The sequence below is a fragment of the Winogradskyella sp. MH6 genome (genome assembly GCF_022810765.1).
Taxonomy (GTDB): Bacteria; Bacteroidota; Bacteroidia; order Flavobacteriales; family Flavobacteriaceae; genus Winogradskyella.
In genome coordinates this window covers 3,421,051-3,447,334 of sequence record NZ_CP094494.1, presented here as the reverse complement: position 1 = coordinate 3,447,334, position 26,284 = coordinate 3,421,051, and the positions used below count along the sequence as shown (strand labels likewise).

Annotated in this window: 25 protein-coding genes; 17 read left to right on the top strand and 8 right to left on the bottom strand. The window is 33.6% G+C overall.

Going from position 1 to position 26,284, the window contains the following annotated elements; genetic code table 11:
* Positions 1-5: 5 nt before the first annotated feature.
* The 5 genes from MST30_RS15500 to deoC all read right to left on the bottom strand — a co-directional run bounded on the left by MST30_RS15500 (position 6) and on the right by deoC (position 3,704).
* Positions 6-824 carry an SMP-30/gluconolactonase/LRE family protein gene (locus tag MST30_RS15500; RefSeq protein WP_243472321.1) on the bottom strand — a complete coding sequence of 273 codons (819 nt, stop codon included), beginning with the start codon at positions 822-824 and terminating at the stop codon, positions 6-8.
* A gap of 10 nt (positions 825-834) precedes the next feature.
* Positions 835-1,581, bottom strand: coding sequence for an SDR family NAD(P)-dependent oxidoreductase (locus MST30_RS15495; protein WP_243472320.1), 747 nt, complete (start codon positions 1,579-1,581; stop codon positions 835-837).
* Between the two features lie 142 nt (positions 1,582-1,723).
* Complete coding sequence (locus tag MST30_RS15490) at positions 1,724-2,236, bottom strand: SixA phosphatase family protein (RefSeq protein ID WP_243472319.1); 513 nt, start codon at positions 2,234-2,236, stop codon at positions 1,724-1,726.
* 79 nt (positions 2,237-2,315) lie between these two features.
* Complete coding sequence (deoD, locus tag MST30_RS15485) at positions 2,316-3,014, bottom strand: purine-nucleoside phosphorylase (RefSeq protein WP_243472318.1); 699 nt, start codon at positions 3,012-3,014, stop codon at positions 2,316-2,318.
* A gap of 27 nt (positions 3,015-3,041) precedes the next feature.
* Positions 3,042-3,704, bottom strand: coding sequence for a deoxyribose-phosphate aldolase (gene deoC, locus MST30_RS15480; RefSeq protein ID WP_243472317.1), 663 nt, complete (start codon positions 3,702-3,704; stop codon positions 3,042-3,044).
* A 343-nt stretch (positions 3,705-4,047) separates the two neighbouring features.
* Between deoC and MST30_RS15475 the strand changes: the two genes are divergently transcribed.
* Positions 4,048-4,668, top strand: coding sequence for an OmpW/AlkL family protein (locus tag MST30_RS15475; protein ID WP_243472316.1), 621 nt, complete (start codon positions 4,048-4,050; stop codon positions 4,666-4,668).
* A gap of 52 nt (positions 4,669-4,720) precedes the next feature.
* On the opposite strand, the gene MST30_RS15470 is transcribed toward MST30_RS15475, so the two are convergent.
* Positions 4,721-5,584 carry a TraB/GumN family protein gene (locus MST30_RS15470; RefSeq protein ID WP_243472315.1) on the bottom strand — a complete coding sequence of 288 codons (864 nt, stop codon included), beginning with the start codon at positions 5,582-5,584 and terminating at the stop codon, positions 4,721-4,723.
* Positions 5,585-5,766: 182 nt separating this feature from the next.
* Entirely contained in the window at positions 5,767-8,373 is a 2,607-nt protein-coding gene (gene clpB / locus MST30_RS15465) for an ATP-dependent chaperone ClpB (protein WP_243472314.1), read from the bottom strand.
* Between the two features lie 1,113 nt (positions 8,374-9,486).
* Between clpB and ytxJ the strand changes: the two genes are divergently transcribed.
* From ytxJ to MST30_RS15450, 3 genes are all read left to right on the top strand, one after another.
* Positions 9,487-9,864, top strand: a complete 378-nt coding sequence (gene ytxJ / locus MST30_RS15460; RefSeq protein WP_243472313.1) for a bacillithiol system redox-active protein YtxJ — start codon at positions 9,487-9,489, stop codon at positions 9,862-9,864.
* Positions 9,865-10,035: 171 nt separating this feature from the next.
* Positions 10,036-10,806: an acyl-[acyl-carrier-protein] thioesterase gene (locus MST30_RS15455; RefSeq protein WP_243472312.1), complete on the top strand. Its 771-nt coding sequence runs from the start codon at positions 10,036-10,038 to the stop codon at positions 10,804-10,806.
* Between the two features lie 231 nt (positions 10,807-11,037).
* On the top strand, positions 11,038-11,505 hold the full coding sequence (locus MST30_RS15450) for a DinB family protein (protein WP_243472311.1): 468 nt from the start codon (positions 11,038-11,040) through the stop codon (positions 11,503-11,505).
* A gap of 259 nt (positions 11,506-11,764) precedes the next feature.
* Here the strand turns inward: MST30_RS15450 and MST30_RS15445 are convergent, their stop codons facing one another.
* Positions 11,765-12,757: an IS110 family RNA-guided transposase gene (locus MST30_RS15445; RefSeq protein WP_243472310.1), complete on the bottom strand. Its 993-nt coding sequence runs from the start codon at positions 12,755-12,757 to the stop codon at positions 11,765-11,767.
* 225 nt (positions 12,758-12,982) lie between these two features.
* On the opposite strand from MST30_RS15445, the gene MST30_RS15440 reads away from it, so the two are divergent.
* From MST30_RS15440 to MST30_RS15380, 13 genes are all read left to right on the top strand, one after another.
* Complete coding sequence (locus tag MST30_RS15440) at positions 12,983-13,624, top strand: DMP19 family protein (RefSeq protein ID WP_243472309.1); 642 nt, start codon at positions 12,983-12,985, stop codon at positions 13,622-13,624.
* Between the two features lie 231 nt (positions 13,625-13,855).
* Positions 13,856-14,317 carry a hypothetical protein gene (locus tag MST30_RS15435; protein ID WP_243472308.1) on the top strand — a complete coding sequence of 154 codons (462 nt, stop codon included), beginning with the start codon at positions 13,856-13,858 and terminating at the stop codon, positions 14,315-14,317.
* A gap of 155 nt (positions 14,318-14,472) precedes the next feature.
* On the top strand, positions 14,473-15,579 hold the full coding sequence (locus MST30_RS15430) for a hypothetical protein (RefSeq protein ID WP_243472307.1): 1,107 nt from the start codon (positions 14,473-14,475) through the stop codon (positions 15,577-15,579).
* Between the two features lie 153 nt (positions 15,580-15,732).
* Entirely contained in the window at positions 15,733-16,518 is a 786-nt protein-coding gene (locus tag MST30_RS15425; RefSeq protein ID WP_243472306.1) for a DUF6090 family protein, read from the top strand.
* A 207-nt stretch (positions 16,519-16,725) separates the two neighbouring features.
* Positions 16,726-17,772 carry a DUF3500 domain-containing protein gene (locus MST30_RS15420; protein WP_243472305.1) on the top strand — a complete coding sequence of 349 codons (1,047 nt, stop codon included), beginning with the start codon at positions 16,726-16,728 and terminating at the stop codon, positions 17,770-17,772.
* Between the two features lie 159 nt (positions 17,773-17,931).
* Positions 17,932-18,453, top strand: a complete 522-nt coding sequence (locus MST30_RS15415) for an SMI1/KNR4 family protein (protein ID WP_243472304.1) — start codon at positions 17,932-17,934, stop codon at positions 18,451-18,453.
* Positions 18,416-18,949: an endonuclease V gene (locus MST30_RS15410; RefSeq protein ID WP_243472303.1), complete on the top strand. Its 534-nt coding sequence runs from the start codon at positions 18,416-18,418 to the stop codon at positions 18,947-18,949. Before MST30_RS15415 ends, MST30_RS15410 begins: the two co-directional genes overlap by 38 nt.
* A gap of 249 nt (positions 18,950-19,198) precedes the next feature.
* Positions 19,199-19,696, top strand: coding sequence for a Cif family virulence factor (locus MST30_RS15405; RefSeq protein WP_243472302.1), 498 nt, complete (start codon positions 19,199-19,201; stop codon positions 19,694-19,696).
* A 539-nt stretch (positions 19,697-20,235) separates the two neighbouring features.
* Positions 20,236-21,732, top strand: a complete 1,497-nt coding sequence (locus tag MST30_RS15400) for a serine hydrolase domain-containing protein (RefSeq protein ID WP_243472301.1) — start codon at positions 20,236-20,238, stop codon at positions 21,730-21,732.
* 180 nt (positions 21,733-21,912) lie between these two features.
* Positions 21,913-23,175, top strand: coding sequence for an alpha/beta hydrolase-fold protein (locus MST30_RS15395; protein WP_243472300.1), 1,263 nt, complete (start codon positions 21,913-21,915; stop codon positions 23,173-23,175).
* A 133-nt stretch (positions 23,176-23,308) separates the two neighbouring features.
* Positions 23,309-24,454, top strand: coding sequence for an acyltransferase family protein (locus tag MST30_RS15390; RefSeq protein WP_243472299.1), 1,146 nt, complete (start codon positions 23,309-23,311; stop codon positions 24,452-24,454).
* Positions 24,455-24,556: 102 nt separating this feature from the next.
* Complete coding sequence (locus MST30_RS15385) at positions 24,557-25,552, top strand: hypothetical protein (RefSeq protein WP_243472298.1); 996 nt, start codon at positions 24,557-24,559, stop codon at positions 25,550-25,552.
* Positions 25,553-25,785: 233 nt separating this feature from the next.
* Positions 25,786-26,238, top strand: a complete 453-nt coding sequence (locus MST30_RS15380; RefSeq protein ID WP_243472297.1) for an RDD family protein — start codon at positions 25,786-25,788, stop codon at positions 26,236-26,238.
* Positions 26,239-26,284: the final 46 nt, after the last annotated feature.

Below are 26,284 nucleotides of genomic sequence, written 5' to 3'. Positions count from 1 at the left end.
ATATCTTAATTTATTTCTACATAAAATAATCCACTACCATTATTGTAGTTTGATTCTTCATCATTTTTCGCTGTTGTGATATATAAATTCAATTTATCATCAAAACAACATGATGTTACATTTGTATATGGTAGAGTTATTTCATTAATTTTTTTTCCTGTTAAGGGATTCCATTGAGAAACACAAGCACCTCCCCATTCTGCAATCCATAACATGCCGTTTTTGTCTATACACATTCCATCAGGACTTCCATCTCCATTAAATTGTATTACGTAATCAACAAAGGCAACGTTTCCGGTTTCAATATAATAATTGTACTTAGCAACTTGCTTTGTTGGTGTGTCAATAAAATAGAGCGTTTTATTGTCTTCAGTAAAGGCTAATCCGTTAGAAATGGTAGTGTTTTCTATTATTGTTTTAGATTTACCTTTATGGTAAGAATACACATTTCCTATTCCGTTAATGACTTCTGGATAACCCATTGTGCCAATGATGTATCTACCTGCTGCGTCTTCTATACCATCATTGTAGCGTACATTGTCCGCAATATTTATTTGGAATTTGAAAGAGGATTTTAAATTATTAAAATCTATTTCATAAAAGCCATCTTTTGAAGCAACAAGAACAACTTTGTTAGATACAACATAAACATTACTGGTAGGTGAGTCTAACTTTATACTTAAAATTTCTTTGGTGTTTGGATTATAGCAATACACTAATCCATCTAAGATTGATACAAAATATAAAAGTTGATGTTTTGAATCGAAAATTGGACCTTCAAAAAGTTCGGCAGATTGGGAGAAGTAAATTAAGTTTTTTGTCATTATATATTGCTTAAATATATTCTCCTCCTGTTACTCTCATAATAGATCCTGTTGTCATTGCAGAATCATCTGAAATAAAATACATGACTGCAGGTACTGGGTCGTAAGGCGTAAGCATGCGTCCCATAGGAATTATCTCGCTTGCATTACTTTTTAATTGCTCTTCGCTTATACCTTCTTGCTCACGAAGTTGAAGCTCTCCTTCGGTACTAGTCCAACCCATTACTAAATAATTGGATCTAATGCCAAATTTAGCATAATGATGCGCAACGTGAGTAGAAAGCGTATATAAGGTTCCTTTGGTTAAGGCATATGCTGTGCGATCTTCTTGACCATAATCCATATGAGCGGATCCAAAAAACACAACAGATCCTCCGTTTTGTTCTATCATAGACCTTAAAACATGCTTTAACAAAAAATATGGTGCTTTGAGATTTACATTAAATACCTTATCGTAGGTGTCTTCATCTGTGTCAATCAACGATGCAACAGGAGTAATACCAGCATATAGAATAAGTGCATCAATTTTTTTGAAACGTTTTATAGTTTCTTTGTAGTAATCTTCAATACCATCTATAGATGTAAGATCAATTTTATGAAAGTATAATTTGTCTTTGTTATTAGAGGATTCTATAATTTTTTGAGCATCTTCAACATCTCTGCCACAAAAAGCTACATTATATCCTTTTTTTAAGCTGGCCTTAAGTATTTCTTTTCCAACACCTTTGGTGCCACCCAATAACATTACAGTTTTCATAAATAGTTTAAATCAATCTTTTATAATTAATGTTCTCAAAACTAGTTATTTATTTTTAGAAATTAATCTTTTTATCTGTGTATTGATACTATTTACGGTAAATAGGTTAAATGCAAAAATATAGGATAAATAGAGGTGAATTTTATTCAATTTTTAGAAGTGTAGAACTCTTTGTATAATCCGTTATGGTTACAATGTAAAGGTTGGCATTGTTGCTTTCGTCTATCTGGTTATATTTTTTTTCGTTGAGTAGAGCATTAGTTAGCATAGGTGTAGTATTGCTGTGACCAACAATTAAAACCGTTTTTCCTTCAGTTTCCTTTATTAAATCTTCAAGTTTTAAATTTCTAGGATCATAAAAGGTAATATCTACATTATTTGCTTTGGCTGTAGGTTCTGCCGTTTCTTTAGTTCTGTTATAATTGGTGGAGTAGACCATATCGAATTTAACATTACCAAAAACTTCAGTCCAATTTTCTGCACGCTTTTTGCCTTCCTCAGTTAAATGCGGATCTTTATTTGTTTTGTCCGATTCGTCCTTTTCTGCATGTCGAATGAGATAGTAGGTTGTGACTTTTTGTTTTTTATCAGATGTTTCCTGAGCAAAAATGTTGAATGATATTAACAAAAATAAAGTAAAGAATAAAGATTTCATTTTTTGAAAGATGATTAGTTAAACCTCTCAAAAATAGACAGAAAAACTATTTTACTTCAAAAAAGTTTGTTAAATGAGTTTAAGCCAATTCCAAAGCAATTTCAATCATCTGTCTAAAGGTAGTCTCACGCTCTTTACTTGTAGTTTTTTCACCCGTCACCAAAGAATCCGAAATCGTTAAAATAGCAAGTGCATTTACATTATGTTTTGCTGCAACAGTATAAAGACCTGCGGCTTCCATTTCTACACATAGCACACCAAACCTAGACCATTTTTTATAGGATTCGATATTGTCTTCATAAAACTCATCGGAGGATAAGACATTACCAGCTTGGATGGGAATATTTTTAGCTTCAGCAGCCTTTACAGCTTTTAAGAACAAGCCGAAATCAGCAGTAGGAGCGTAGTCAGCACCTCCAAACCTTAATTCATTAACTCCAGACGTAGAAGATGCTGCCATAGCTAAGACGACATCTCTTATCTTAACATGCTTTTGGTAAGAACCAGCACTCCCAACTCTAATTAGATTTTTTACACCAAAATCTTTTATAAGCTCATTTGCATAGATTGAAATACTAGGAATACCCATACCAGATCCCATGGTAGATATGCGCTTGCCTTGGTAAGTACCTGTATAACCATACATGCCTCTTACTTCATTAAAGCAAACTGGGTTTTCAAAAAAAGTTTCAGCAATCCATTTAGCTCTTAGCGGATCGCCTGGTAATAAAATAGTTTCTGCTATATCGCCTTTGTTGGCGCCAATGTGTACACTCATGCGGTAAAGTTAAGCAAAGTGTTTTAATTAATATGCAGATTTTGAAGTTTGATTGGTCATCATAGCAACACCAGATGAAGCGCCAATTCTATGTACGCCAACTTCTATATATTTTAGAGCAGTTTCAGCATCTCTAATGCCACCAGAAGCTTTAATTTTTAATTGGTCTCTTACCGTTTTTTTCATGATTTTTACGGCAGTAAGTGTAGCACCACTCTTGGAAAAACCTGTTGAGGTTTTTACAAAATCAGCTTTGGCATCAATACATATTTCACAAGCCTTTACGATTTCATTTTTAGAAAGTTCACTTATTTCTAAAATAACTTTTAAAGGTGTTAAGCCTATAGCGCGTTTTACGTCACTAATATCTTTAAGTACAGCAACATAATTTTTACTTTTTAGACGACCGATGTTCATTACCATATCAATTTCAGAAGCACCTTGTTCTATTGCTTTTTTTGCTTCAAAAATTTTAGCTTCGGTAGACATGGCTCCAAGAGGAAAACCAACTACGGTACAAACTTTTACTTCAGAACGTCCAAGGGCTTGTTTTGCAATAGGAACATAGCAGCTGTTTACGCAAACAGAATAAAAATTGTATTTTAATGCTTCTTCGCAGAGTTTAAGAATATCGGCTTCAGTTGCTGAGGGACTCAATAGGGTGTGATCTATATATCTGTTCAATTCCATGTATTAATAAGTAGGGTTTATCAAATAATTAACTATAGTAATCCCCATGTGTTAGAGGGAAAACTACAACAAGTTTAATCGTTTCTTAAGTTTAATTGGAATTAAATAGCTCGACAAAATTAATAATAAATCCGTTAAAATGCATAAAGGAATTTAAAATAAATTGTGCATTTCATCGAAAAAGTTTCGTTGCTCATCAATTAGCTGAAATACAACTTCTTATTTTTTTATTGATAATTGTGGTTGCTTTTATTACGGTTTCAAATCATGAAAACACATGATAATTATCAGTATTTAAGGATTTATTAGCATTTATTTTTGCTGGAAACTTAAATATTTTAACATGAAAAATTTATTATTATTTACTTTATTGATAGGGTTAACATTCAACCTAAGTGCACAAGACACTGATGCTACTGATGATTATAATAAGTGGCAAGCACGTTTAAGATTAATTTCTGTAATACCTTCTCCTGATGATGATATTGATGGTGCAGATGTAGATATTAGCACGGCTTTTGTTCCAGAATTAGACTTCACTTACTTTTTCTCTAAAAATTTGGCTGTTGAGTTAATATTAGGTACAACAAAACATAATGTAGATTTAGATATTGATGGTGGTGGATCTCTAGATTTAGGACACGTTTGGTTATTGCCTCCAACTTTAAATTTGCAATACCATTTTTATGCTAACGATTTTAAACCATATGTAGGAGCAGGTGTTAATTATACTATATTTTATGGTGTTGATGAAGGTGACTTAGATGATATAGAGTATGATAATTCATTTGGTTTCTCTTTACAGGCAGGTTTGGATTATAATTTAAATGATAAGTGGTTCTTAAACTTAGATGTAAAGAAATTATTCCTTAAAACTGATGTTACGGTAAATGGAGCACCTGATACATCAGAAGTTAATATCGACCCATTAATAGTTGGTCTTGGTGTTGGTATGAAGTTTTAAATTGAAACAATTATTTGGAAAAAAAGAGCCTTTTTAAGGCTCTTTTTTTTGTTTACTCTAGTACAGCTGTAACTGTGTATCCGGCATTTCTTAAAAGCTGTATAACTCCATTCTCCCCTGGAAGATGACCTGCGCCAACACCAAAAAATGTCGGTTGCTCTTTGGCATATTCACCAATTTTTGAAATCCAGTTTTTATTACGTTGCTCCAAAAGTACATCTTGATGTTTTGACATGGTACTATTAGTATCATCATCCATTATATCAATTAGTGCGTTAATATCTTCTTCCTTATAAATTTTAAGCATTTTAGAAAACGTTGTTTTATCGAATGCTAGATTATCTTTAGCCATTCGGATTAAATCTGCATACTGATCCTCTAGAGGTATGCCATCAAAAACCTTTATTTGTTCTTCAATCGTTTCAAGACCATAGATTTCCTCTTTTTGCTCTGATGCAATTTTGGTTAACTCTAATTCAAAAGATTGCATCTGGCAGTCAATCATTTTAGGGTAAAACATAGACATAAGGAAAAAAGGTTTCACATTTTCTAATAGCTTTACAGACATGCCCATATTATTGGTAAAAAGAGAGTCAATTGATTTGTATTCTTCGTCAGATACAAAATCTTTTAATGTTTTTCCGTCTTTTAGATACATGCCTTGCATTACTTTGCTTTGCATGCTAGGATCGTCCATATCTAGTTCCATAACTATCTGAGTAGTTTCGTCTAGAGCTTTTTTTACATCATCCTCTAGAGTAGCATCGCATGTCATGTGGATAGTTCCGAATAAATACGAAGGAGACTCTAGCCCATTACCTTCAATTTTCCATAAGGTTGAATTTTCTATTTCTTGAGCAGTAATTGAAAATATTGATAGTGTTGTAATAACAAGTAGCGATAAAATACGTTTCATAATAGATGGTTTATTTTATAAAGTGCTTAAAATTTCATCTGTTTGTAGTCTAATAGAGCAATTTGTTACAAAAAGGAAAGCAACACATCCATAATCCGATAGCTTTTCGAATTTATTTCAGTGTTGCTTTAACCAACCAATCAATATAAAGACTATTTACAGACTATATTGTTACAGTCTGTTTATAACTCTTCTACAACTAAATCTCCTTGGTTTCTAAAAACCAATTGTCCGTCAAACTCATCAAGAAGAATAATACTTTCTGTTGTTACTTTTCCAGCTAAGATTTCTTTACTCAACTGATTTAGAACTTCTTTTTGTATGACTCTTTTCACAGGTCTTGCACCATACTCAGGATTATAGCCTTTGTCTGCTAAATACGCTTTTGCTTCTGGAGTAGCATCAAAGGTTATGCCTTGTTGTGCTATCATTTTGGTGATACCTTTTAATTGTAAATCTACAATGGCAACAATGTTTTCTTTAGTTAAAGGTGTAAACATTATGGTATCATCAATACGGTTTAAAAACTCAGGTCTTACACTTTGTTTTAATAAGCCTAATACATCAACTTTAGCTGCTTCCATGGCAGATTCAATATCCTTGGTAGCCTCAAAACGTTCTTGTATAATTTGGCTTCCCATGTTTGAGGTCATGATGATGATCGTGTTTTTGAAATCAGCAATACGACCTTTGTTATCTGTTAAACGACCTTCATCTAATACTTGCAATAAGATGTTGAAGGTATCTGGATGCGCTTTTTCAATCTCATCTAGCAATACTACTGAATATGGTTTGCGTCTTACAGCTTCTGTTAACTGCCCACCTTCATCATAACCCACATATCCTGGAGGTGCACCGACCAATCTACTCACGGCATGACGCTCTTGATATTCACTCATATCTATACGTGTCATGGCGTTTTCATCATCAAACAAGTATTCTGCCAATGCTTTTGCCAGCTCTGTTTTACCAACACCAGTTGTACCTAAGAATAAGAAGGTGCCAATAGGTTTGTTTGGGTTTTGCAGACCTGCTCTAGATCTACGCACGGCATCACTCACGGCTTCAATAGCTTCTTCTTGACCTACCACACGTTTGTGCAATTCGTCTTCGAGATTTAAAAGCTTTTCGCGCTCACTTTGTATCATTTTGGTTACAGGAATTCCTGTCCATTTTGCTACAACATCAGCGACATCTTCATAAGTAACTTCCTCTTTAATTAAGGCATTGTCTTGCTGTTCTGCCAGTTGTTTTTGATACGCTTCAAGCTTTTCTGTGGCTTCTTTTATCTTTCCGTAACGAATTTCTGCAACCTTACCATAATCACCTTCACGCTCTGCACGTTCGGCTTCAAGCTTATAGTTTTCTATTTCTTGCTTTATGTTCTGAACGTTTTCAACTGTTTCTTTTTCAGACTTCCACTTGGCATTGAGCTCGTTACGTTCTTCTTTAAGATTTGCCAATTCAGCTTTTAAGGCTTTTAATTTGGTTTCGTCCTTTTCACGTTTAAGAGCTTCGTGCTCAATTTCAAGCTGCATAATCTTACGGTCTAGGACATCCAATTCCTCTGGTTTAGAGTTTATTTCCATGCGTAACTTAGAAGCGGCTTCATCCATAAGGTCAATCGCTTTGTCTGGTAAGAAACGATTGGTAATGTATCGGTTTGATAACTCTACAGCACCAATAATAGCTTCGTCCTTGATACGCACTTTGTGGTGTGCTTCGTACTTTTCTTTAATACCACGAAGGATGGAAATGGCACTCTCTGTATCTGGCTCATTTACCGTTACCTTTTGGAAGCGTCTTTCTAATGCTTTGTCTTGCTCGAAGTACTTTTGGTACTCATCTAGCGTAGTGGCACCAATGGCTCTCAGTTCTCCACGTGCTAAGGCAGGTTTAAGGATGTTTGCTGCATCCATAGCTCCCTGGCCACCACCTGCGCCAACAAGGGTGTGGATTTCGTCGATGAATAGGACGATATCACCTTCGCTAGTGGTTACTTCCTTGATAACGGCTTTAAGACGCTCTTCGAACTCACCTTTATATTTAGCACCTGCAATTAATGCTCCCATATCTAAGGCAAAGATTTGTTTGTCTTTTAGGTTCTCTGGTACGTCACCATCTATGATACGATGTGCTAAACCTTCTGCAATGGCTGTTTTACCAGTACCTGGCTCACCAACCAAGATTGGGTTGTTTTTGGTACGACGCGATAGGATTTGAAGTATTCTACGAATCTCTTCATCGCGGCCAATAACAGGGTCTAGCTTGCCATCTTGTGCTAATTGGTTGAGGTTTTTAGCGTATTTGTTTAAAGCGTTATAGGTTTCCTCTTGGCTTTGAGATGTTACTCTATCGCCTTTACGCAGTTCCTCAATGGCTGAGTTGAGTCCTTTTTCTGTAACGCCTTGGTCTTTTAAAATCTGGGCGATTTTGCTGTTGGACTTAATTATTGCCAATATTAAATGCTCTATAGATACGTAGTCATCGTTCATTTTTTTGGCGATGATCGATGCTTCGTTTAGGGCTTTGCTAGCTTCGCGAGAGAGCATGATGTCTCCTCCTGAAACTTTAGGAAAGCTCTGTAGTTCTTTGTCTAGTATTTGTTGTAATAATGAGACATTAACATTCAGTTTTTTAAGGATGAATGGTAGTACGTTTTCATCAACTTCGAATAGGGCTTTGAATATGTGCTCGTTTTCTATTTGTTGATGCCCAAAGCCTTGTGCAAGCTGTTGTGCTTGCTGTATGGCTTCTTGCGATTTTATGGTATAATTATTAAAGTTCATATTGTGTTTTGTTTTAGTGTTATTACGATGCGTAGGACGTTGTAATCTACTAAGAGATTCTTCGCTTACGCTCTGAATGACATCTTTATTGTTTTATTTTATTGTTGTGTTTGGTTATCTTTAGGCAATTATCTTACCATTTGTATTTGGTACTATAAAAACGACAAAATGACTGATTTTATTGGGATTGAAATGACTTTTTGTCTGTTGTTTGTTGTGGTTGTGCTATTGGGTTAACCCGTCTTATACCCGAAGGAGACCCGAAGGAAAGCCGAAGGAAAGCCGGAGGAGACCCGAAGGAGATACGGGTGAACTGGTTGTTTGGGGTTGCTATGCTATGGTGTTGCAATGGTGGTTCTCGATACAAAATGCTGGCGCATTTCACTCGAACTGACGAAGATTTTAGTTTTTAAGGTTTTGGATACAAAATGCTGGTGTATTTAATTGTAAATGAGGTTGATGGTTCTCGATACAAAATGCTGGTGCATTTCACTCGAACTGACGTAGGATAGAGGTTTGGTGGTTCTTGATATTTTTTGAGACTGCTTCGTGCCTCGCAGTGACGGTTTGTTATTGTTTTGGTTTTAGGATATGGTTCTCGATACAAAATGCTGGTGCATTTCACTGGAACTGACGTAGGATAGAGGTTTGGTGGTTCTTGATATTTTTTGAGACTGCTTTGTGCCTCGCAGTGACGGTTTGTTGTTGTTTAGGTTTTATGATATGGTTCTCGATACAAAATGCTGGTGCATTTCACTCGAACTGACGTACGATAGAGGTTTGATGGTTTTTGATATTTTGAGACTGCTTTGTGCCTTGCAGTGACGGTTTGCTGTTGTTGTGGTTTTGTAATAGGGTTCTCGATACAAAATGCTATTGCATTTCACTCGAACTGACGTAGGATAGAGGTTTGGTGGTTTTTGATATTTTTTGAGACTGCTTTGTGCCTCGCAGTGACGGTTTGTTATTGTTTTGGTTTTATGATAGGGTTCTCGATACAAAATGCTGGTGCATTTCACTCGAACTGACGAAGATTTTAGTTTCAAAGGTTCTCGATACATCCCGACGCTCACGGTCGGGACACTCGAACTGACGTTAAAAAATAGATTTATAATGTTTAAAAAATTGTTTGGCTCATCTGAGCCTAAAGAAGAAAAGATACTGCCTTGGATTGCTCTGAACGGTATTGACCAATTGGATGCTATTGCTGAGCGGTCTAAAGGGAAAACGCAGCTTATTTTTAAGCACTCTACGCGTTGTGGGATTAGCAGAATGGTGATGAACCAGTTTGTTGCTGCCTATGATTTGGACTTAAATGCTGATTTGTATTATTTGGATTTGCTGAGTTACAGGGATGTGTCTAATGAGGTGGGTTACAAATTTGAAGTAATGCACGAGTCTCCGCAACTTTTGGTGATACGCAATGGAGTAGTGGTGGCGCATGCGAGCCATGGCGGGATAAATGACATGGATTTGGGGCCATATATCTAAAACTGTGTATGGTTTTGAATGTGCTAAGGTGCGACATAACTCACTTTTATATGGTTATGCCATAATTTGCTAAAAGGTACTGAATAACACATAATTAGGGTTGTATATGCGTACTTTTTTGGCTAGGTTTGTATATACTAACGTTGTGCGTCATTTAAAATTGAATAGTATATGTCTAAAAATTATTTTGACAAATCATTTGAATTAAGATATTTCGAGATGAATGAGTTTGGAGTTGCTTCGCCAACAACTATGCTTACGCTGTTAGAAGAAACGGCTGCCGAACATTGCCAATCAATAAATAATAGTTTGTATCAGTTAGCTGATAAAAATATAGGTTGGGTTTTAATCTCTGGAATAATGCAAATGGAGCGATATCCAAAATACAAAGAAAAAATTACCATTAGAACTTGGATGTCGAAATACTCAAGTATTAAAGGGTTTAGAGAAAACATTATTTATGACGAAAAAAACAATATAATTGGACGTGCAAAAGGTTTATGGATATTCTTTGATATTGCAAGACGAAGACCAACACAAATATTTGAAGAAATAAAAGAAAAGTGGTCTGAATCCAACGATTTATCAATTAGAGCAGATATTTCCAAAAAAATTGAACCAATTGATGTTGCGGACTTTCAACTATCCTTTAAGGTTAACAGATACGATACAGATATGATAAGACACGTCAACAACATTAGATATTTACAATGGGTAGTTGAGTCAATTCCAGACGAAATTATCAACAACTACAATTTGTATTCCATTGACGGTAGATTTGTTTCGGAGGCTCATTATGGAGACAACATAATTTCGTTAACTAAAGAATTGGAAAAAACTGAATCAGAAGATAATGATTTTAAATATTATTCGCATACAATAAAAATAAACAGTAGCAAAAAAAATTGTGCAATAGCGAATACAGTTTGGAAAAAAATATAAAAACGAACGCACAACAATGGCTATAAGTAATTGCTTGTTCTGTGCTACTTCTGAAAATCCTCGCGGATTTTGCTTGCGCCAGTTCGCTGCGCTCGTGTCAGTTTGGTATGTACTTGCAAAGATAAGTGCTAAAACACGCAACTACTCATAGCCGAGACCGTTGTGTACAATTATGACCCGTCCTGAATAAAGGCTACATAATTTTAAACATTATGTATAAAAACAAAGAAAATGACCCAATCTGAACTTATAACTTTAAATTTTACAGAAATAAGGAGAAGAAGTATAAAACTTTGGAATGGGCTACCTGAGAAATATTATAATTGGAAACCTGACGAAAAAGCTATGAGTGCCTCAGAAATGATAAGACACATTTTGGAGGCTGATTATGGATGGAATATTATTATTAATCAAGGTGATATGAAAAATTATAGAACACCTTGGGAAAACCGACCATTCATTAACGTTACAGACGAACTTGAATTTGCCGAACCTCATAGAAAAGCATTTATAGAAAGTATTGAACATTTTTCGGATAAGGAATTAAACGAAACCGAAATCGTTCACCCTGGAAATGGAGACAAGAAAATCCTTTCAAAATATTTGTTACGGATTGGATATCACGAATCAGTTCACGCAGGACAATTTCTGTCGTATTTAAGAGCAATGAAAATTGATCGACCAAACATATGGGATTGAAAAAAAACACTACAGCCAACAATTAAGCATCAATGAGGTCAAGTAAGGCTTGAGTTCATTGTGCTTGGTGTTGAACTCTGCCTTTGGTGGCGGATTCGACTACCCTTCGACAGGGCTCAGGACAGGCTTTCGAATCCACTCGGAGTTGGCTACGCCGAACCTAAAGGTTTGTCTAACGCAAGTGCTTAACCGAAAATTCTTAACTTTAAATCCGTAACTGACGGTTATACGTATTCCAAGGTAAAAAACAAGTGTTTTTTTAATAATTTACAGCTGCTATATTTACAAAGGGCGTACCTCTTTTTATTACTGCAAAACTTCTTGCCAATATTTTGTTTCTAACATTGTTTAAGGCTATCATTTTGTGTTTACCTTCTTCGAGTTTTCTATGGTAGTATTTCTTAAGTTCTTGGTCTGATTGAATAGCTGATACGGCTGCCATGCTCAATAGGGTCTTCATTTTTCTATCACCTATATAATGGCTCTGTTTTCGCCGTCTTATTGAGCTTCCTGAACTGTACTCGAACGGTGCTATACCACAATAACTTGAAAAGGTTCTCCATGTACTGAATTTAATAAAGTTAGAGGTGTGGTAGAGCAATTGGCAGCTAAGTATAAGACCTACGCCTTTTACCGAACGCAGCAACTCATAGTTTTGCCTTAAGGTATCATCGGTCTTTACCAATGTTTTCATCTGGCTTTCTAAGGCTTCTATTTGTTTGTCTATATGTTTTATAGATCGTTCTAAAATCTTGCAGCAAACATCTGTGGATGGGCTTGACAGCAAGTGCTTGTTTTCTTTTAATGTAGATTTTAACCCACTTCGATCTTTAACCAATTGGTCTCTTAATGAGAGTATTCTTCCCAGTTCTTGAAAGATCTGTGGTTTCATATGACTTGGCTGAAGCTCTTCTCTATACATCCATCCGAACCTGGCTATCATATAAGAGTCTAGCTTGTCTGTCTTCTCTCTTGTAAGACCTGTACTGCGCTTTATGCGCATAGGACTTTCTTCTACATAACAAACTCCACTTTCTGATAAAAAAACAGATAGCTTTAGTGAGTAATTGCCCGTATTTTCGAAACATAAAAAATAAGAATCACTGCCAACTTGGTGATTTGCCCATTTAAGGAGTTTTGAATAACCTGCTCTATCATTGGTAAATACAGCATGATGCTCGCTTTGGTATGCTGTAGCATCTATGGTTTTCTTGGATACATCTATCCCGATTACATCTCTAACATTTTTCATATATTTAAAAAAATTATCATTAATGATGTTTTGTAACTATTTCCTTTAATGAGCCTATAGGGCTAGGTATTCCAATTAGTTCTTCAAAACATCCTACAAGAGACAGAGAGGACTATTACGTGTAATGGATATTATCTAAAGACCGTTCGAGTTCTCCTCTCTTCTCTTGTTAAATTTAATGATATCAAAGTAAAGGAGACCGTTACCCACAATGTAAGCCAATCAATGAGCAAAAAGATTATAACCATAATGATTCTGACATCTATTCTAAACTTCTTCGGTTGCAAAGAAAAAAACGAACCGAAAAAAGAAAAATCCGAAATGGACTTGCTTATTGAAAATAGTATTGACGAATTTAATAATCGGACAATTTATAAAACCTTGACTTCTGAAATTTTGGACTCAATTTCTGATGACAAATTGGAACAGGCGATTATGGACAATATTGACACCAAATTCCAAGACGGTGAACAATACACTTTGGACAAAATATCTAAATTGACCAATGGACAACAGGCAGTTTTTTCTACTTGGTGGTTGGAAGCCGAAGTTAACAATGGTGGATTTAATCAATTCTATTTCAATTCAAGCGGACAATTTGCGGAAATGGCAGAAATCGGATTTATGACAATCGGAGCCAAAAAGTTCTCAGAATTAACTAAACGAGCGAATAAAATTTACTCGGAAAATAAGGAACGACTTGAGGAATTTGACGATGGAACAATGGAAAGTTTTAGCGAATCCTATAAAGACAATCCACTGAATGATTTGGATACTGAATTTTATAACCTTTATGATTCCGAGAAAATTGGACAATTAAGAATAAAGTACATTAGAGATAATAAAAACGAATTTACAACCGAATAAAAACACAGTGGCTAACAATGGCTATGCGTCATTGCTTGTTCTTGATAGTTTCTGAAAATTTGCTAGCGCACAGTTCGCTCTGCGTGCTCGTGTCTCGCGAATTTTGCTTGCGCCAGTTCGCTGCGCTCGTGTCAGTTTGGTGTGTACTTGCAAAGTTAAGTGCTAAACCACGCAACTACTCATAGCCGAGGCGTTGTGTGTCATTTAAGTAAGATGAAAAATTAATCCAATATGTCGAAAATAAAAAGTGATTTAAAAATTCAAAAATTTAAATCTAGATTTTTAGTGATTTCAATATTCTTTATTTTAACAACATCAATTTCTTGGTTTCTCACTTATAATACAGACCATTTTTTGACAGCTGTAAAAGTATCCTCATTCGGTTTAGTAATATGGATAATGTTCGAGTTTGATTTATTGAAAGAAAGTAAAGTCTATTTAATGCTATTTACATTATCTCTTGTTTTAGCTATCATTGGATATTACCTACTAGAGGAAAAAGGTGCAGACATTTGGATTAGGTCTACAAAAGCAAGTTTGTGCTATCTTATTATTTACAAAGTATTGAGATATTTCTATATTTTAATCTATAAGAGAGAACCAAAATTAGAGAAAAGTGGTGGACTAATGGCTGATAGGATGTTTTCTTTTATACTAGTAGCAGGAAGTGTATTTACAACAATGTCAATATAAAAACGCCACACAACACCGGCTATAGTTCATTGCTTCTGACTTTCCTCTCGGAAAGTCCTCGCAATTTTGCTATCTTCGGTTTACGGCGGAAAATCCTTACGGATTTTCACGCAACAAAACCATAGCCAAAACCGTTAGGCACCATAAATTTTAAAATGAGAATTGCAATTATTATAATTATTCTGACGATTCAAGTAAGTTGCAAAAACCGTAATGAGACGACTATTACGTCTGAAAATTCTGCCATCACTGAATTAACGAAATGCAACTATAATAATGAAGCAATTACTAAATATCACAGACTAACTAATAAAGCTGAAATTGCAATTTGTGATGGTGATTTTGATAGCGCATCCAAAAATTATTCATTGGCATTTAAAGAAATCAAAAAACCTTTTGGTGCTGATGTATATAATGCCGCACTTTCAAATCAACTCTCTAATAATTTAGATGAAAGAAATTTAAATCTTCAACTACTTATAAATAATTCTGATGATTTAAGTTTGCTAAAGTCAATTTTTGTCAACACCTATATAGATGAAACCCTTTGGAATTCTTTCGTAGAGAAAAGAACGACTGCATATGACCCAAGATTAAGAAATGAATTCAAATCCATTTGGGAAAGAGATCAATTGTTCAGACCAATGTACGATACTCATGATGACACTATTCAAGCTAATCGAATACTAAATATGAACAGGATACTTTCAATAACTGATTCTCTTGGCTTCCCTTCTCAGATAGAGCTCGGTTTTAGAACATCCTTAAGAGGGCAAGATCATGATGTAGTTTTAGTTCATACATCCCAAAGAAGAAGCGGCAATAAAAACATAATTGATCTTGAACCCATTCTTTGTAAGACAGTTAATGAGGGACGATTTGATCCTGAACAAGCCATCTCTTATCTGCATTTCCAAAATGATAATGATAAAAGAGATTTTGAGGTTTACTCTACCTGGCAATATAAACATCACTTGTTGCCAGATTCTCTAAATAACCAAATATGGCTTGTAAATTTGAATAAGCAAGAATATGAGCGTGCTAATGAAATAAGAAAAAAATGGAATGCTGATCAATTATACGACATTGAACTAAAATCTGATTTTCTTTCAAGAAGTAACATACCGTTCATATTTACATCAGTTATGACATTCGTTGAAAATTTGCCAACAGATCTTACTATGGAAGAGGCTTTGGAACACTATAAAATGGCTACTTCAGATAAAAAACCATTTGAAATAAGTAAAAAATACGGTGACTAACAATGGCTATGAGTTATTGCTTGTTATCGCTTACTTCTGAAAATTTGCTAGTGTACAGTTCACACTTTGTACTCGTGTCCTAATCGGAATTGCTTCACCATTTCCAGAATTTCAATAGATTAAAAATCATATCTTTAGAGAAACTAACCTCTAATGATAAAATTCTTTAGAAAATTTAGACTAAAGCTTCTGTCTGAAAATAAATTCAGTAAGTATCTAATTTACGCAATAGGAGAAATTATACTTGTAGTTATAGGCATTTTGATTGCCCTTCAAATCAACACTTGGAATGAACGAAAAAAGAACTCCAAGAAAGAATATTATCTATTACAACAATTGCAAAAGGAATTTGAAAAGGATAGTAGCCATATTGAAACACAGGCTTGGTTGACTAACTTAAAAATGCAGGATGGGAAGAGAATAAGACTATTTTTAGAAGGAAAGAACAACCTCAGAGCTGATTCTTTAGTAAGCCTCTTGTTCTATAACAGTAAAGCCTTGCTCTTTAATAGTAGCACACCAACGTATGATGAAATTATTTCTTCAGGAAATTTGAGTCTTATTAAAAGTGAAAATTTAAAAACAAAAATTTCAAATTACAAGAGTAGTATTAGGGCTGCCAATTCATTTTTATTTACGGAAGCTCATAAGCATAAAGAGAAGTATAATGCTCATCTATACAAGTACTTTGATGCAGAAATAATGGCGCACTTGTGGAAAAATTATAATAGAGAAAATAGAATAATTTCAAATAAAGATTTAGAGCATTTTAAAACAGACATTGAAGGCTTTAAAAATGATTCCAACTCCAAATACCACGTTAGCACGCTGATAGGTGTAGACGCAGAATTAAACTTTCAGTATAGTGAAAGAATAAACATGCGCATTTCTGAAATTTTAGATGACATAAGACTAGAGTTGAAGAAATTTGAGAATTGAAATTCTGAGAATAACTACAGCGAACGAGGTATAACTGTATCTATTTGTATAATTATAAATGCTCAAGTGCTCATGAATCTCACAAGTTCGATTTAACTGCGTTGAACCTAAAGGTTACTAACAGCAGTTCTTAACCTAAAACTTTGTATATTTATCTGTAAATGAAGGCTGTAAGAGTCCGTTGTACATAATTAAAACCAACCCATTATGAAAATTCTGTCTAGTATCCTTTTCGTCTTTTATTTTTTGATTGGTTCTTCTCAAACGTCTAAAGAAATCGTGAATATAAGTAACGAATTCCTATCGACATTAAGCGAAGAAACCAAGAGTGAAGTATTACGGGATTTCAATGACTCTTTAAGAACTAAATGGACCAATTTACCAATAGGGTTAGCAAAACGACCTGGTAAAAAATATGGTGATTTAACTGATGAATCAAAAATTAAATTTCATGAGGTTTTAACAACTGTTTTTAGTTCACAAGGCTATTTGAAAACCACTAGCATTATGCAACTAGACGATATGTTAAACGCCAGAGTTGATGAAGCAATTGAAAAGAAATTAATTAAAGAAGAGAATATTTCTAGAATTAAAGCACTAGATTGGGACTATAACAATTATTTTATATCTATTTGGGGCAATCCCAGTTTACAAACTCCTTGGAGTTTAAAGTTTGAAGGACACCACCTTTCTATTAATCTTACCATCATAAAAGAAGAGATTTCTTTTACACCCATGTTTTTAGGTGCTGATCCGGCGTTAATGCCTTCAACAAAGCATGTCGGCCTGCGAGTTTTAAGTAAAGAAGAGGATTATGGAATTAAGCTAATAAACTCGCTTGATGAATCTCAACAAAAGATTGCGACATTGAGTCAAGACGTTCCAAGAGATATAATAACTAATCCATCAAATAGCCAAAGAATTTCTGAGTATCAAGGTATCAAGGCCAATGCACTTACTACAGATCAGAAAGCTTTATTAATGCTACTTATTAAGGAATTTATTAATAATCTTGAGGATGAAAAATCTAATAAATATTTGCGAGAAATAGAGGAAAAAGGATTAGATGAGATATACTTTGCTTGGATAGGAAGTTATAAAAAACAAGAACCAAATTACTACATAATTAACGGTCCTAACTTTATAATTGAATATGATAATACAGGGAATCATATACATTCTATTTGGAGGGAAAAGGATAATGATTTTGGTGAAGACCTTTTAAGAACCCATCATATAAATCATAAACATTAGTCGTGTACAACACGTTATATCGCTTATTGCACCTAAGGGCCTCACCAGTTTGCATTTCGTGGTTTTGTCATTGCAATTTTTTATCTTTCGGTTTACGGTGTAATAACACTGCTTGTGATTTCGTAACAAGCCATATACAAATACGTTAGCAATAATGCTATGAAAGAAAAGTACTTAGTCATAAAAGATAACCTTGAAAAGATAAAACGTCTTGACCCAAATTTTGAGGCGTTTGGCTCTTCTCGTTGGAACTATAGACTTGATAAGATATCTGAATCTGAATTGACTCTTTTTGAAAAGAAAAATGAAATAGATTTACCAAGTGAGTTTAGAGAATTTATTTCTGAACTAGGGTTTGGGGCAGGTCCTGTTTATGGTGTTAATCCACATACATTACTTAGCCTTGAGAAATGGGAAATTGAAGAAGAAGATGATGATGAGGACTATGAAGAGTTTAAACCTTTATATGATGGGTATGTTGTAATTGCCGAATATGGATGCGGTATTGAGTCTGTAATTATTGTTGATGGTGATAACAAAGGAGAAGTTTGGCATTATGTTGACTATAGTTTACACAAACTAAACGATAGTTATTGCGATTGGTATTTGAGATGGACTGAGAATCTGATAAAAATTTTAGAACATGGAGAACACATTGGTTTATTATCGGGTCGCATTTGATGTTCATTACTATGAGGACTTTGCTATTGTTGGCTATGTATTGTTTGAGGATGAACAAAGTTCTGAACCCTTTAAAGTAGGGCAAGTAAGGTGTGATTCTGTAGCTCCATATATCTCTGGACAATTTTATAAAAGGGAACTCCCTTGCTTATTAAAGGCTATTGAAGACATAGAAGTGCCTATTGACTTAATTTATATTGACGCAAATGTATGGCTAGGAAAAGACAGAAAAGGATTGGGAAAATATTTGTTTGACTCCATAGGTCAAAATATTCCTGTTATAGGAGTATCAAAATCTTGTTTTAATACGGACACTGAATTGATTCGGCCTGTCTATAGAAAAAGCTCAAAAAAACCTCTTTATGTATCGGCTATTGGAATTGAGTTAGAAAATGCCTGTGAAAAAGTCCAAACAATGAATGGCGAATTTAGATTGCCAAAGATGATTAAACTTGCTGATAGTGTTTGTAGAGGTACTATTGCTAATAATGGCTAAGGGTAATTGCCTGTTGGTAAATAGGTTTTAGTCTATTTCTGAAAGTTTGCTAGTTTGCAGTTTGCATTGAGCCATGGTGAGATTAATGCTATGAATTTGGGGCAAAATGTATAAAAACTAAGTAAAGTTACGTATTGGTTTTTTTGTTTAAAAGTGCGAACTTGGTTTTTTTAATAGATATGGTTTGTTGAAATGTGACTGTGTCTTTAACGTAAGCAATAATTTAAACTAACCAAAAATTCATAATATATGAGACTTTTATATTTGTTGGCAATTTTAACAATATTTACAGCCTGTAATAGCAATGGAAGTAAAGTAGAAGACAAAACCCCAATAGCAGTTGAAAATGAAATTGATATTGAAGCAGAGTTAAAATCAATAGAAGAGACAAGAAGTGGTTTTGAACTTGCTATAAAGGAAAAAAGGTATCAAGACCTGAAAATGTTTGGAACAAAAGACATTATTTCTCTGACGCCAGTTTGTGGAGAATGGGAACAATATAAAACCCAAAGATCTAGCCCTAATGAACTATTTAGTTATGACAGTCTAATAATGAGACCCATAGAGACAATAATTGTAAGTGACAGTGTGGCTTACGATTTTGGGACTAGCTCTGTTTACTACACCAGTACTGAGGGAAAAGCGGTAGAAATTACAGATACATTCTTAGCTATTTTGAAAAAGGACAAAAAGGATGGTAGATGGAAATTACACAGAGAAGTTGCTACTACCAATATGGTTGAATAAGAAATTGTCAATAATTGCTGCAAGTAATTGCTTGCTAGCCTGTTGGTAAATAGGTTTTAGTCTATTTCTGAAAATTTGCTAGCATGCAATTGCAATTCGTGCTTGTGTCATTGGGATTTACTATCTTTTGATTTGGGTGGAAAATCATGGCTGATTTTCCTTCACTAGCCACACATAAGCTTGTTGTGGCTAATTTATTTTGTTATTTTGTTACATTTTAATCCTTTTATCGTCATTGGAGTAGAAAAAAGGAATCATAAAATGTTAATGAACACCCATTAATTCTATCGTTATTCGTTCTGTTTTGTAGTTGTGAAAAACCTCTGAGTAAAACTAATTCTATATTTTGAGAATAGTGCCAAATCAGATTTAATTACAATAGGATCAATACATACGGCTGCTTAAAAAGTTTGAGTTATTGTATTCCGTTGTGTTTCAATTTCATTTTAATGAAATAATTTATTTTCGCTAAACATAAAAACATCACATATTTTATCTCTATCTAAATAAGAAACGATTTATAAATCTACTTTACCATAATGAGACAGACTTTTACTACTCTAAAAAAAATAACTGCTTTTACTTTTCTAATAACGCTTTGTGTAAACTGTTCTTCAAAAACTACCGAGCCTAAAGAAACAAAAGAAGAGTTTAAGACTACTGAATCTAGTAACTCAGAAGCAGAAACGCTTGTAAATTATATGGTAAACGAATTGATGAGCTTACCAAGTATGCCTCCTGGTGTTTCGTTAGCCATTAGCAAGGATGATAAAATTAGTTATACAAAGGGTTTTGGGTATACTAATTTAAAAACAAGACAACCAGTAACGCCTAGTACTCAGTTTAGAATGGGTAGTTTATCTAGGCTTATTACCATAACCTCTTTAGTTAAACTTATTGAAAAAAAAAAGCTAAACTTTAATGATACCCTGCAGAAGCTTTTACCTGAATACCCTGAAAAGGAATTCCCTTTTACTATAAAGCAATTAGCTTCTGGTTTATCTGGTATGCAACATTACACAGAAAATGATAATTTTTATCAGGAGAGTTATTCTAATATTGATGATGCTCTAACTGTTTTTTCTCACATTCCTTTAGCGCACAAACCAGGAGATACATATCAATATAGCACCCACAGTTATACATTACTCTCAAAAGTTATAGAGAAAGTTTCAGGTAGAAATTTTTCGACAGTATTAAAGGAGGATCTTTTTTATCCTTTGTCTATGAACTCGACCAGCATAGAGGACTTAAGAAATAGGCCTGAGCAAATGACTGATTTATTTGAATTAAATAACGAAACTATAAACAAAGGCTACTTAACACAAATAGATACGCTTAAAGATTACAGTTATAGTTGGGCAGGAGTAGGAATGATCTCTACACCTTCAGATTTACTGAAACTAGGCAATTCTTACATGAATGATTTTATTAAAGAAGAAGAGTTGACTACAGTTTTTGAAATTCAAAAGCTAAACTCTGGCGATACTATAAGGCAAAGTATTGGTTGGGATAAAAATTGGGATATGGATAACCGAAAAGTTTTTGAACAAGATGGTTTTGCAGAAGGTACTCGTAATATTATTAGTGTTTTTCCTGAGGAAAAAATATCAATCTCATTAATGACAAATGCTTATGGCATTAGAGCTATTGAAGAAACTGCACATACATTAGCAATCCCTTTTTTGACAAAACCATCACCACAACAACAACCCAAAGGTGTTTTTAAATTAGAAATACTTGAAGATGTTAGAGCCCAATGGGTTAAAAGAAATGGGTTTGTTGTATTAGACGGAGAAAACGATCGACTGGTTATTAATCCTGATACAGAGAATGAAGAAATATTTAAGCTTATTTATCTAAATAGAAAAAATAAGTATGCTTTAATTCATCCTGATGGTATTTTATACTCAGAAATAAATTTAAATGATAATACTATTACAGGTAAAGTAATGTATTATAGAGGTCCTAATCTTCATAAAACATCAACAGAGCCTGCTTATTTAAAATTTAAAAGCCTTAGCCTTATAAATTAAAAATGTAATACAGGTCTGTGTGTCATTTATGGCTTCTGACTTTCCTGTCGGAAAAGTCTCTTGCTAAATTATTGCTGTTAAAACCACATAAAAAAGCGTCATTAGTCGCAAAAAATAATAATAACTAATACTTCATCGTACTTTTCAATTTTTAACAATCATTTTCAAAAATTGTTTTTAATGAAAAAAATAACACTCCTAGTTATAGCATTTTGTGGTACGATAGTATTGGGTAATAAAATCTATGCACAAAATCATCAACAGTCTCAATTTTTACAAAAAGTAGGTGCTGTAGATAGTCTCTATTCTAAAACATTAAATGAGTATAGAACTATTTGTGTACAGCTGCCTGCTAGTTATTCCTCTGAGAAAAATCAAAAATACCCAGTGGTTTATATTTTAGATGGGGAACTGTTTCTTCCTACGGTTAATGATGTTCAAAATTATTATAGCGGTGGTTTTACACCTGAAATGGTACTGGTTGGTATCTCTAACGATAAAAACAGAGTAAGAGACTTAACCACATCAGCTATAACTACTAAATATGGAATGCCTTTTAATGAAAAAAATGGAGAAGCCGATAATTTTAGACAATTTATTGAAACAGAATTGATTCCGTATATAGAAAACAAATATCCGGTTACCAATTACAGAACACTCATAGGTCATTCTTATGGTGGTTTATTTACTATTTCTACACTCATTCATCAGCCTGAATTATTTGCCAATTATTTAGCCATAGATCCAAGTCTGGATTGGGATGATCAAAAACCATTGCAAGAGGCGCGAGAAGTAATGGCTGCTTATGACTATAAAAACAAAGCTTTATTTATGTCATTAAGCGGACAGTTGCATATGCAGAACTCAAAAATAACGATAGACAATGTTATGCAGGATACGACCGATTTCACCTTGTTCGCCCGTTCTAATATTGCCTTTTCAAACTTGGTAAAGCAAAATGCTAAAAACGGATTATCTTTTGAATGGAAATTTTATCCCAAAGATATACATGGTACAATTCCTTTCCCAACGATTATGGACGGTTTAGTTGCACTTTTTGAATGGTATCAAATGGAAAATACCGATAAAATAAACTCGTTTGAGACAACAAAAGAAGAACTTTTTGGCATTATAAAGTACAGAGCGGAAAAGCTAAAAGCGCATTTTGGTTATTCTGTGCCACCTTATCCAGAAGAGCTTTTGAATATGTCCGGTTACATGAATATGGACATGCAACAGCCTGAAAAGGCTAAAATGTACTTTGAACTTGCTATGGAGTATTATCCTAAAAGCACCAATGCGTATGATTCTATGGCTGAGTATTATGAAGCACAAGGCGACTTTGCTAATGCAATAAAATACGTAACTAAGGCTTTTGAGTTGAGTGATAATGATTACTACAAGAAAAGAATTGAAGGTCTTAAAGTAAAAAAGAATAACTAAGGCTAACATTTTATATTAGTAATTATCGTGCAATCTTACACTATTCATAGAATTTGCTGTTGTACCAATTAGGCTTTATAAGTAAAATCTCCAAGCTTAAAACGGTGGCTTGCCTTAACTATTAATCTTGTATATGGAAAAAAACAGATACTACTACATTGACTTTTTGAGAGTCATCGCTATTTTGATGATGTTTGTGTTTCACGTAAACATGGTTTTTGTTGCTGAAAACGATTGGCATATTAAAGATGTGTCATCAAGCAATGTCTTAATGGAGCTAAACTATTGGATGTCCTCTTTTAGAATGCCACTGCTATTTCTTGTTTCGGGTTTTGTTTCTGCCATACTTCTTAAAAAAATGAATCAAAGGCAGTTTTTTCAACAACGATTTAAAAGATTAATTATTCCTACAGTTATATGGACTTTCTTGTTGGTTGCCCCTCAAATCTATTTCGAAAGAAAATTGCAAGGAGTGGATTTTAACTATCTAGAATTTTATAGAACATTTTTAAAGTTCGAGTGGTATCCAAAGGGTAATTTTCATTGGCTACATCTTTGGTTTATTCCATATTTATTCTGTTACAATATTATATCGATACCATTAGCCTCTTATCTTGATAAAAAGAGTGTAAAACATAGACTTGAAGTTTTTTTTAATAAAGATTATTCAATAGTTCCCATTATAATTTTGGCTATAATCCCTTATACTTTTTTGGCAACTCGATTTCAAACTACAAACGACTTAATTAATGATTGGGCAAGACATTCATTTTTTATATTCTTTGTTTTTATTGGAGTGTTAATGTATAAATTTCCGATTATTCTTGAGCAAATTGAGCGTAAAAGACTGGTTTACTTTAGAATTGCTTTTATATTAATCATCTTTATTAATGTGCTAAGGTGGAATGGTTGGTCTCCATTTGATTTGTGGGATAACTGGATAACAAAACCTCAAACATATATTTTCATTGCCATTAAAAATATAAATGCTTGGGCTTGGGTGTTTACGAGTTTAGGATACGGCAAAAAATACTTAAATAAGAAAAGTACTTTATTAGCCTATTGTAATCAGGCTGTTTATCCGTTCTATATACTTCATCAAACAATAATTGTTATAATTGCGTATTACGTTGTTCAAACACCAGATAACACTGCTTTTAAATATGTTTTTTTACTCTTAGTTTGTTTCTCTGTCTGTGTACTTTTATATCATTTATTTATTAGACCCAATAATGTTATGAGGTTCTTATTCGGAATGAAGAAAATAAAAAAGGGATAGTATGAACTAAGCTAAAAACCATGCCTAGCCTATCAATGGTTATGGTTTGTTGAAATGGAACTGTATATTAGCGTTGCAAACATTTAATTAAAATTAAAATACATGAGTAAGTACTTTAGAGTCACCTTCATCATTTTTCTAATGCTAATTTTTACATCATTTACCACAATTACAGATTTGGAAATAAAATCTCTTATTGATGACAAGATTGAGCTCAAGGTTCCAACCAGTTTTGAATTGAATTCTGAAGTAGTAGAGCAAAACAGTAATTATGAAGTTTACCTAGAATATAAAGATGATACAGGCTTAAATAATCTGACTATTAGTGTATGGAACAAAAAAACTCAACGCTCTATAGATTCATATAGATCGGATTATGTTAAAGCCTATAAAGATACGTTTAAGGATATTGAAGATGGTTTATCTGTAATCAATGGTAACGAAATAGGCTATATCAAAGGAAGTCTTGAGAACGTTCACTTTTTGAAGTTTTTCACCTATTTAGACGAAAAAATACTTGAAGTTACTTATGCGTGTAAATCTAAAGAGTTGTTTCAATCTGGCTATGAAATCATGAACTCTTTAAAACTAAAATCTAATTTGAGTAAAAGTGGTTTAAAGTTTAAAAACCCAAGTGAAATAAGTGAAGATTGTGTAAATACGCTATTTAATGAAACAAAATCCTTGGAAAAAAGGGTTAAGGATCATTTGTTAGACTATTCTTTTGATGTTAGCTATTCTGTCCAAAACGGTAAGACTAACGGATGGTATCGTCAAACCTTTTATGTGACAGACCTGACATTTGAATATGCCTCGCGCGAAGTTCGTATAGTTTATGATAAAAAAAATAATATACCAGGTTTTTATTATGAATATGAAGTACTTGAAAAACGATTCAGGTCCATCATGCAGGTTAATAATTTTAGTATACTGGCCTTTTTAATTAAAGCGAATGTGAGAAAGGAATGTTTTCCTGCATGTCGTGTAACAACAAGTGATTTAGACAAGTTTAAGAATATAACGGTAAGAGAAACCGGAACGGATAGAATTATACTAGATAGAAACTCCATGACGGTGATTTCTTTAAGCTGTTTGTAAACCGTGTCCTAAAATTGCAGATGTTGAAAAATGGAATAATGTCAATAAAGAAAAGTATGACTGGGAAGCGCTTTTGAATAGTTTAAAGAATTAATAAAAAAACGGTGTTTAATAAGGCATGTCATTTATTGCATTTGAAATCTCTGTCTCAAACTTCAGCGGTTTTTAAATATATTTGAAGAGCTGAAGAAGGCTAAGTGTTGCCTTTTAGTAGAAAAGTAAAAAGTATAAAAATGAATGACCATATAGATAGTATAGAAAGTAAAACTGATTTTTATGGTAGTTCTGTAAATTCAATAATTAGACTATTGAATTTTATGATTGACACTCTGGTTTGGTTAATTCTATTTTTATCGGTTGCTTATGTATTTGATCTTTATTTTGTTAGATTTAATTCATATATCATCAATTATACATACAGCATATTTTTAGGTATTGTTATCTATATGGGCTACTATTCTTTATTGGAATATAATTTTCATAGGACACTCGGAAAATTTTTAACCAGAACCAAAGTTGTAAATGCTAATGGAGGTGCAATTACTTTTTCAACAATTTTAATACGAACAGTTTCTAGGTTGATTCCTATAGATATTTTTTATTATTTATTTTCAAAAACAGGCCTACATGACAGGCTATCGAATACGCTTGTAATAAAAACTAATGCTAGCAATTCACTAAGCTAAAATCAGAATAGCGTAGGTTTTATTTATTGCACAGGATGTGCTATTA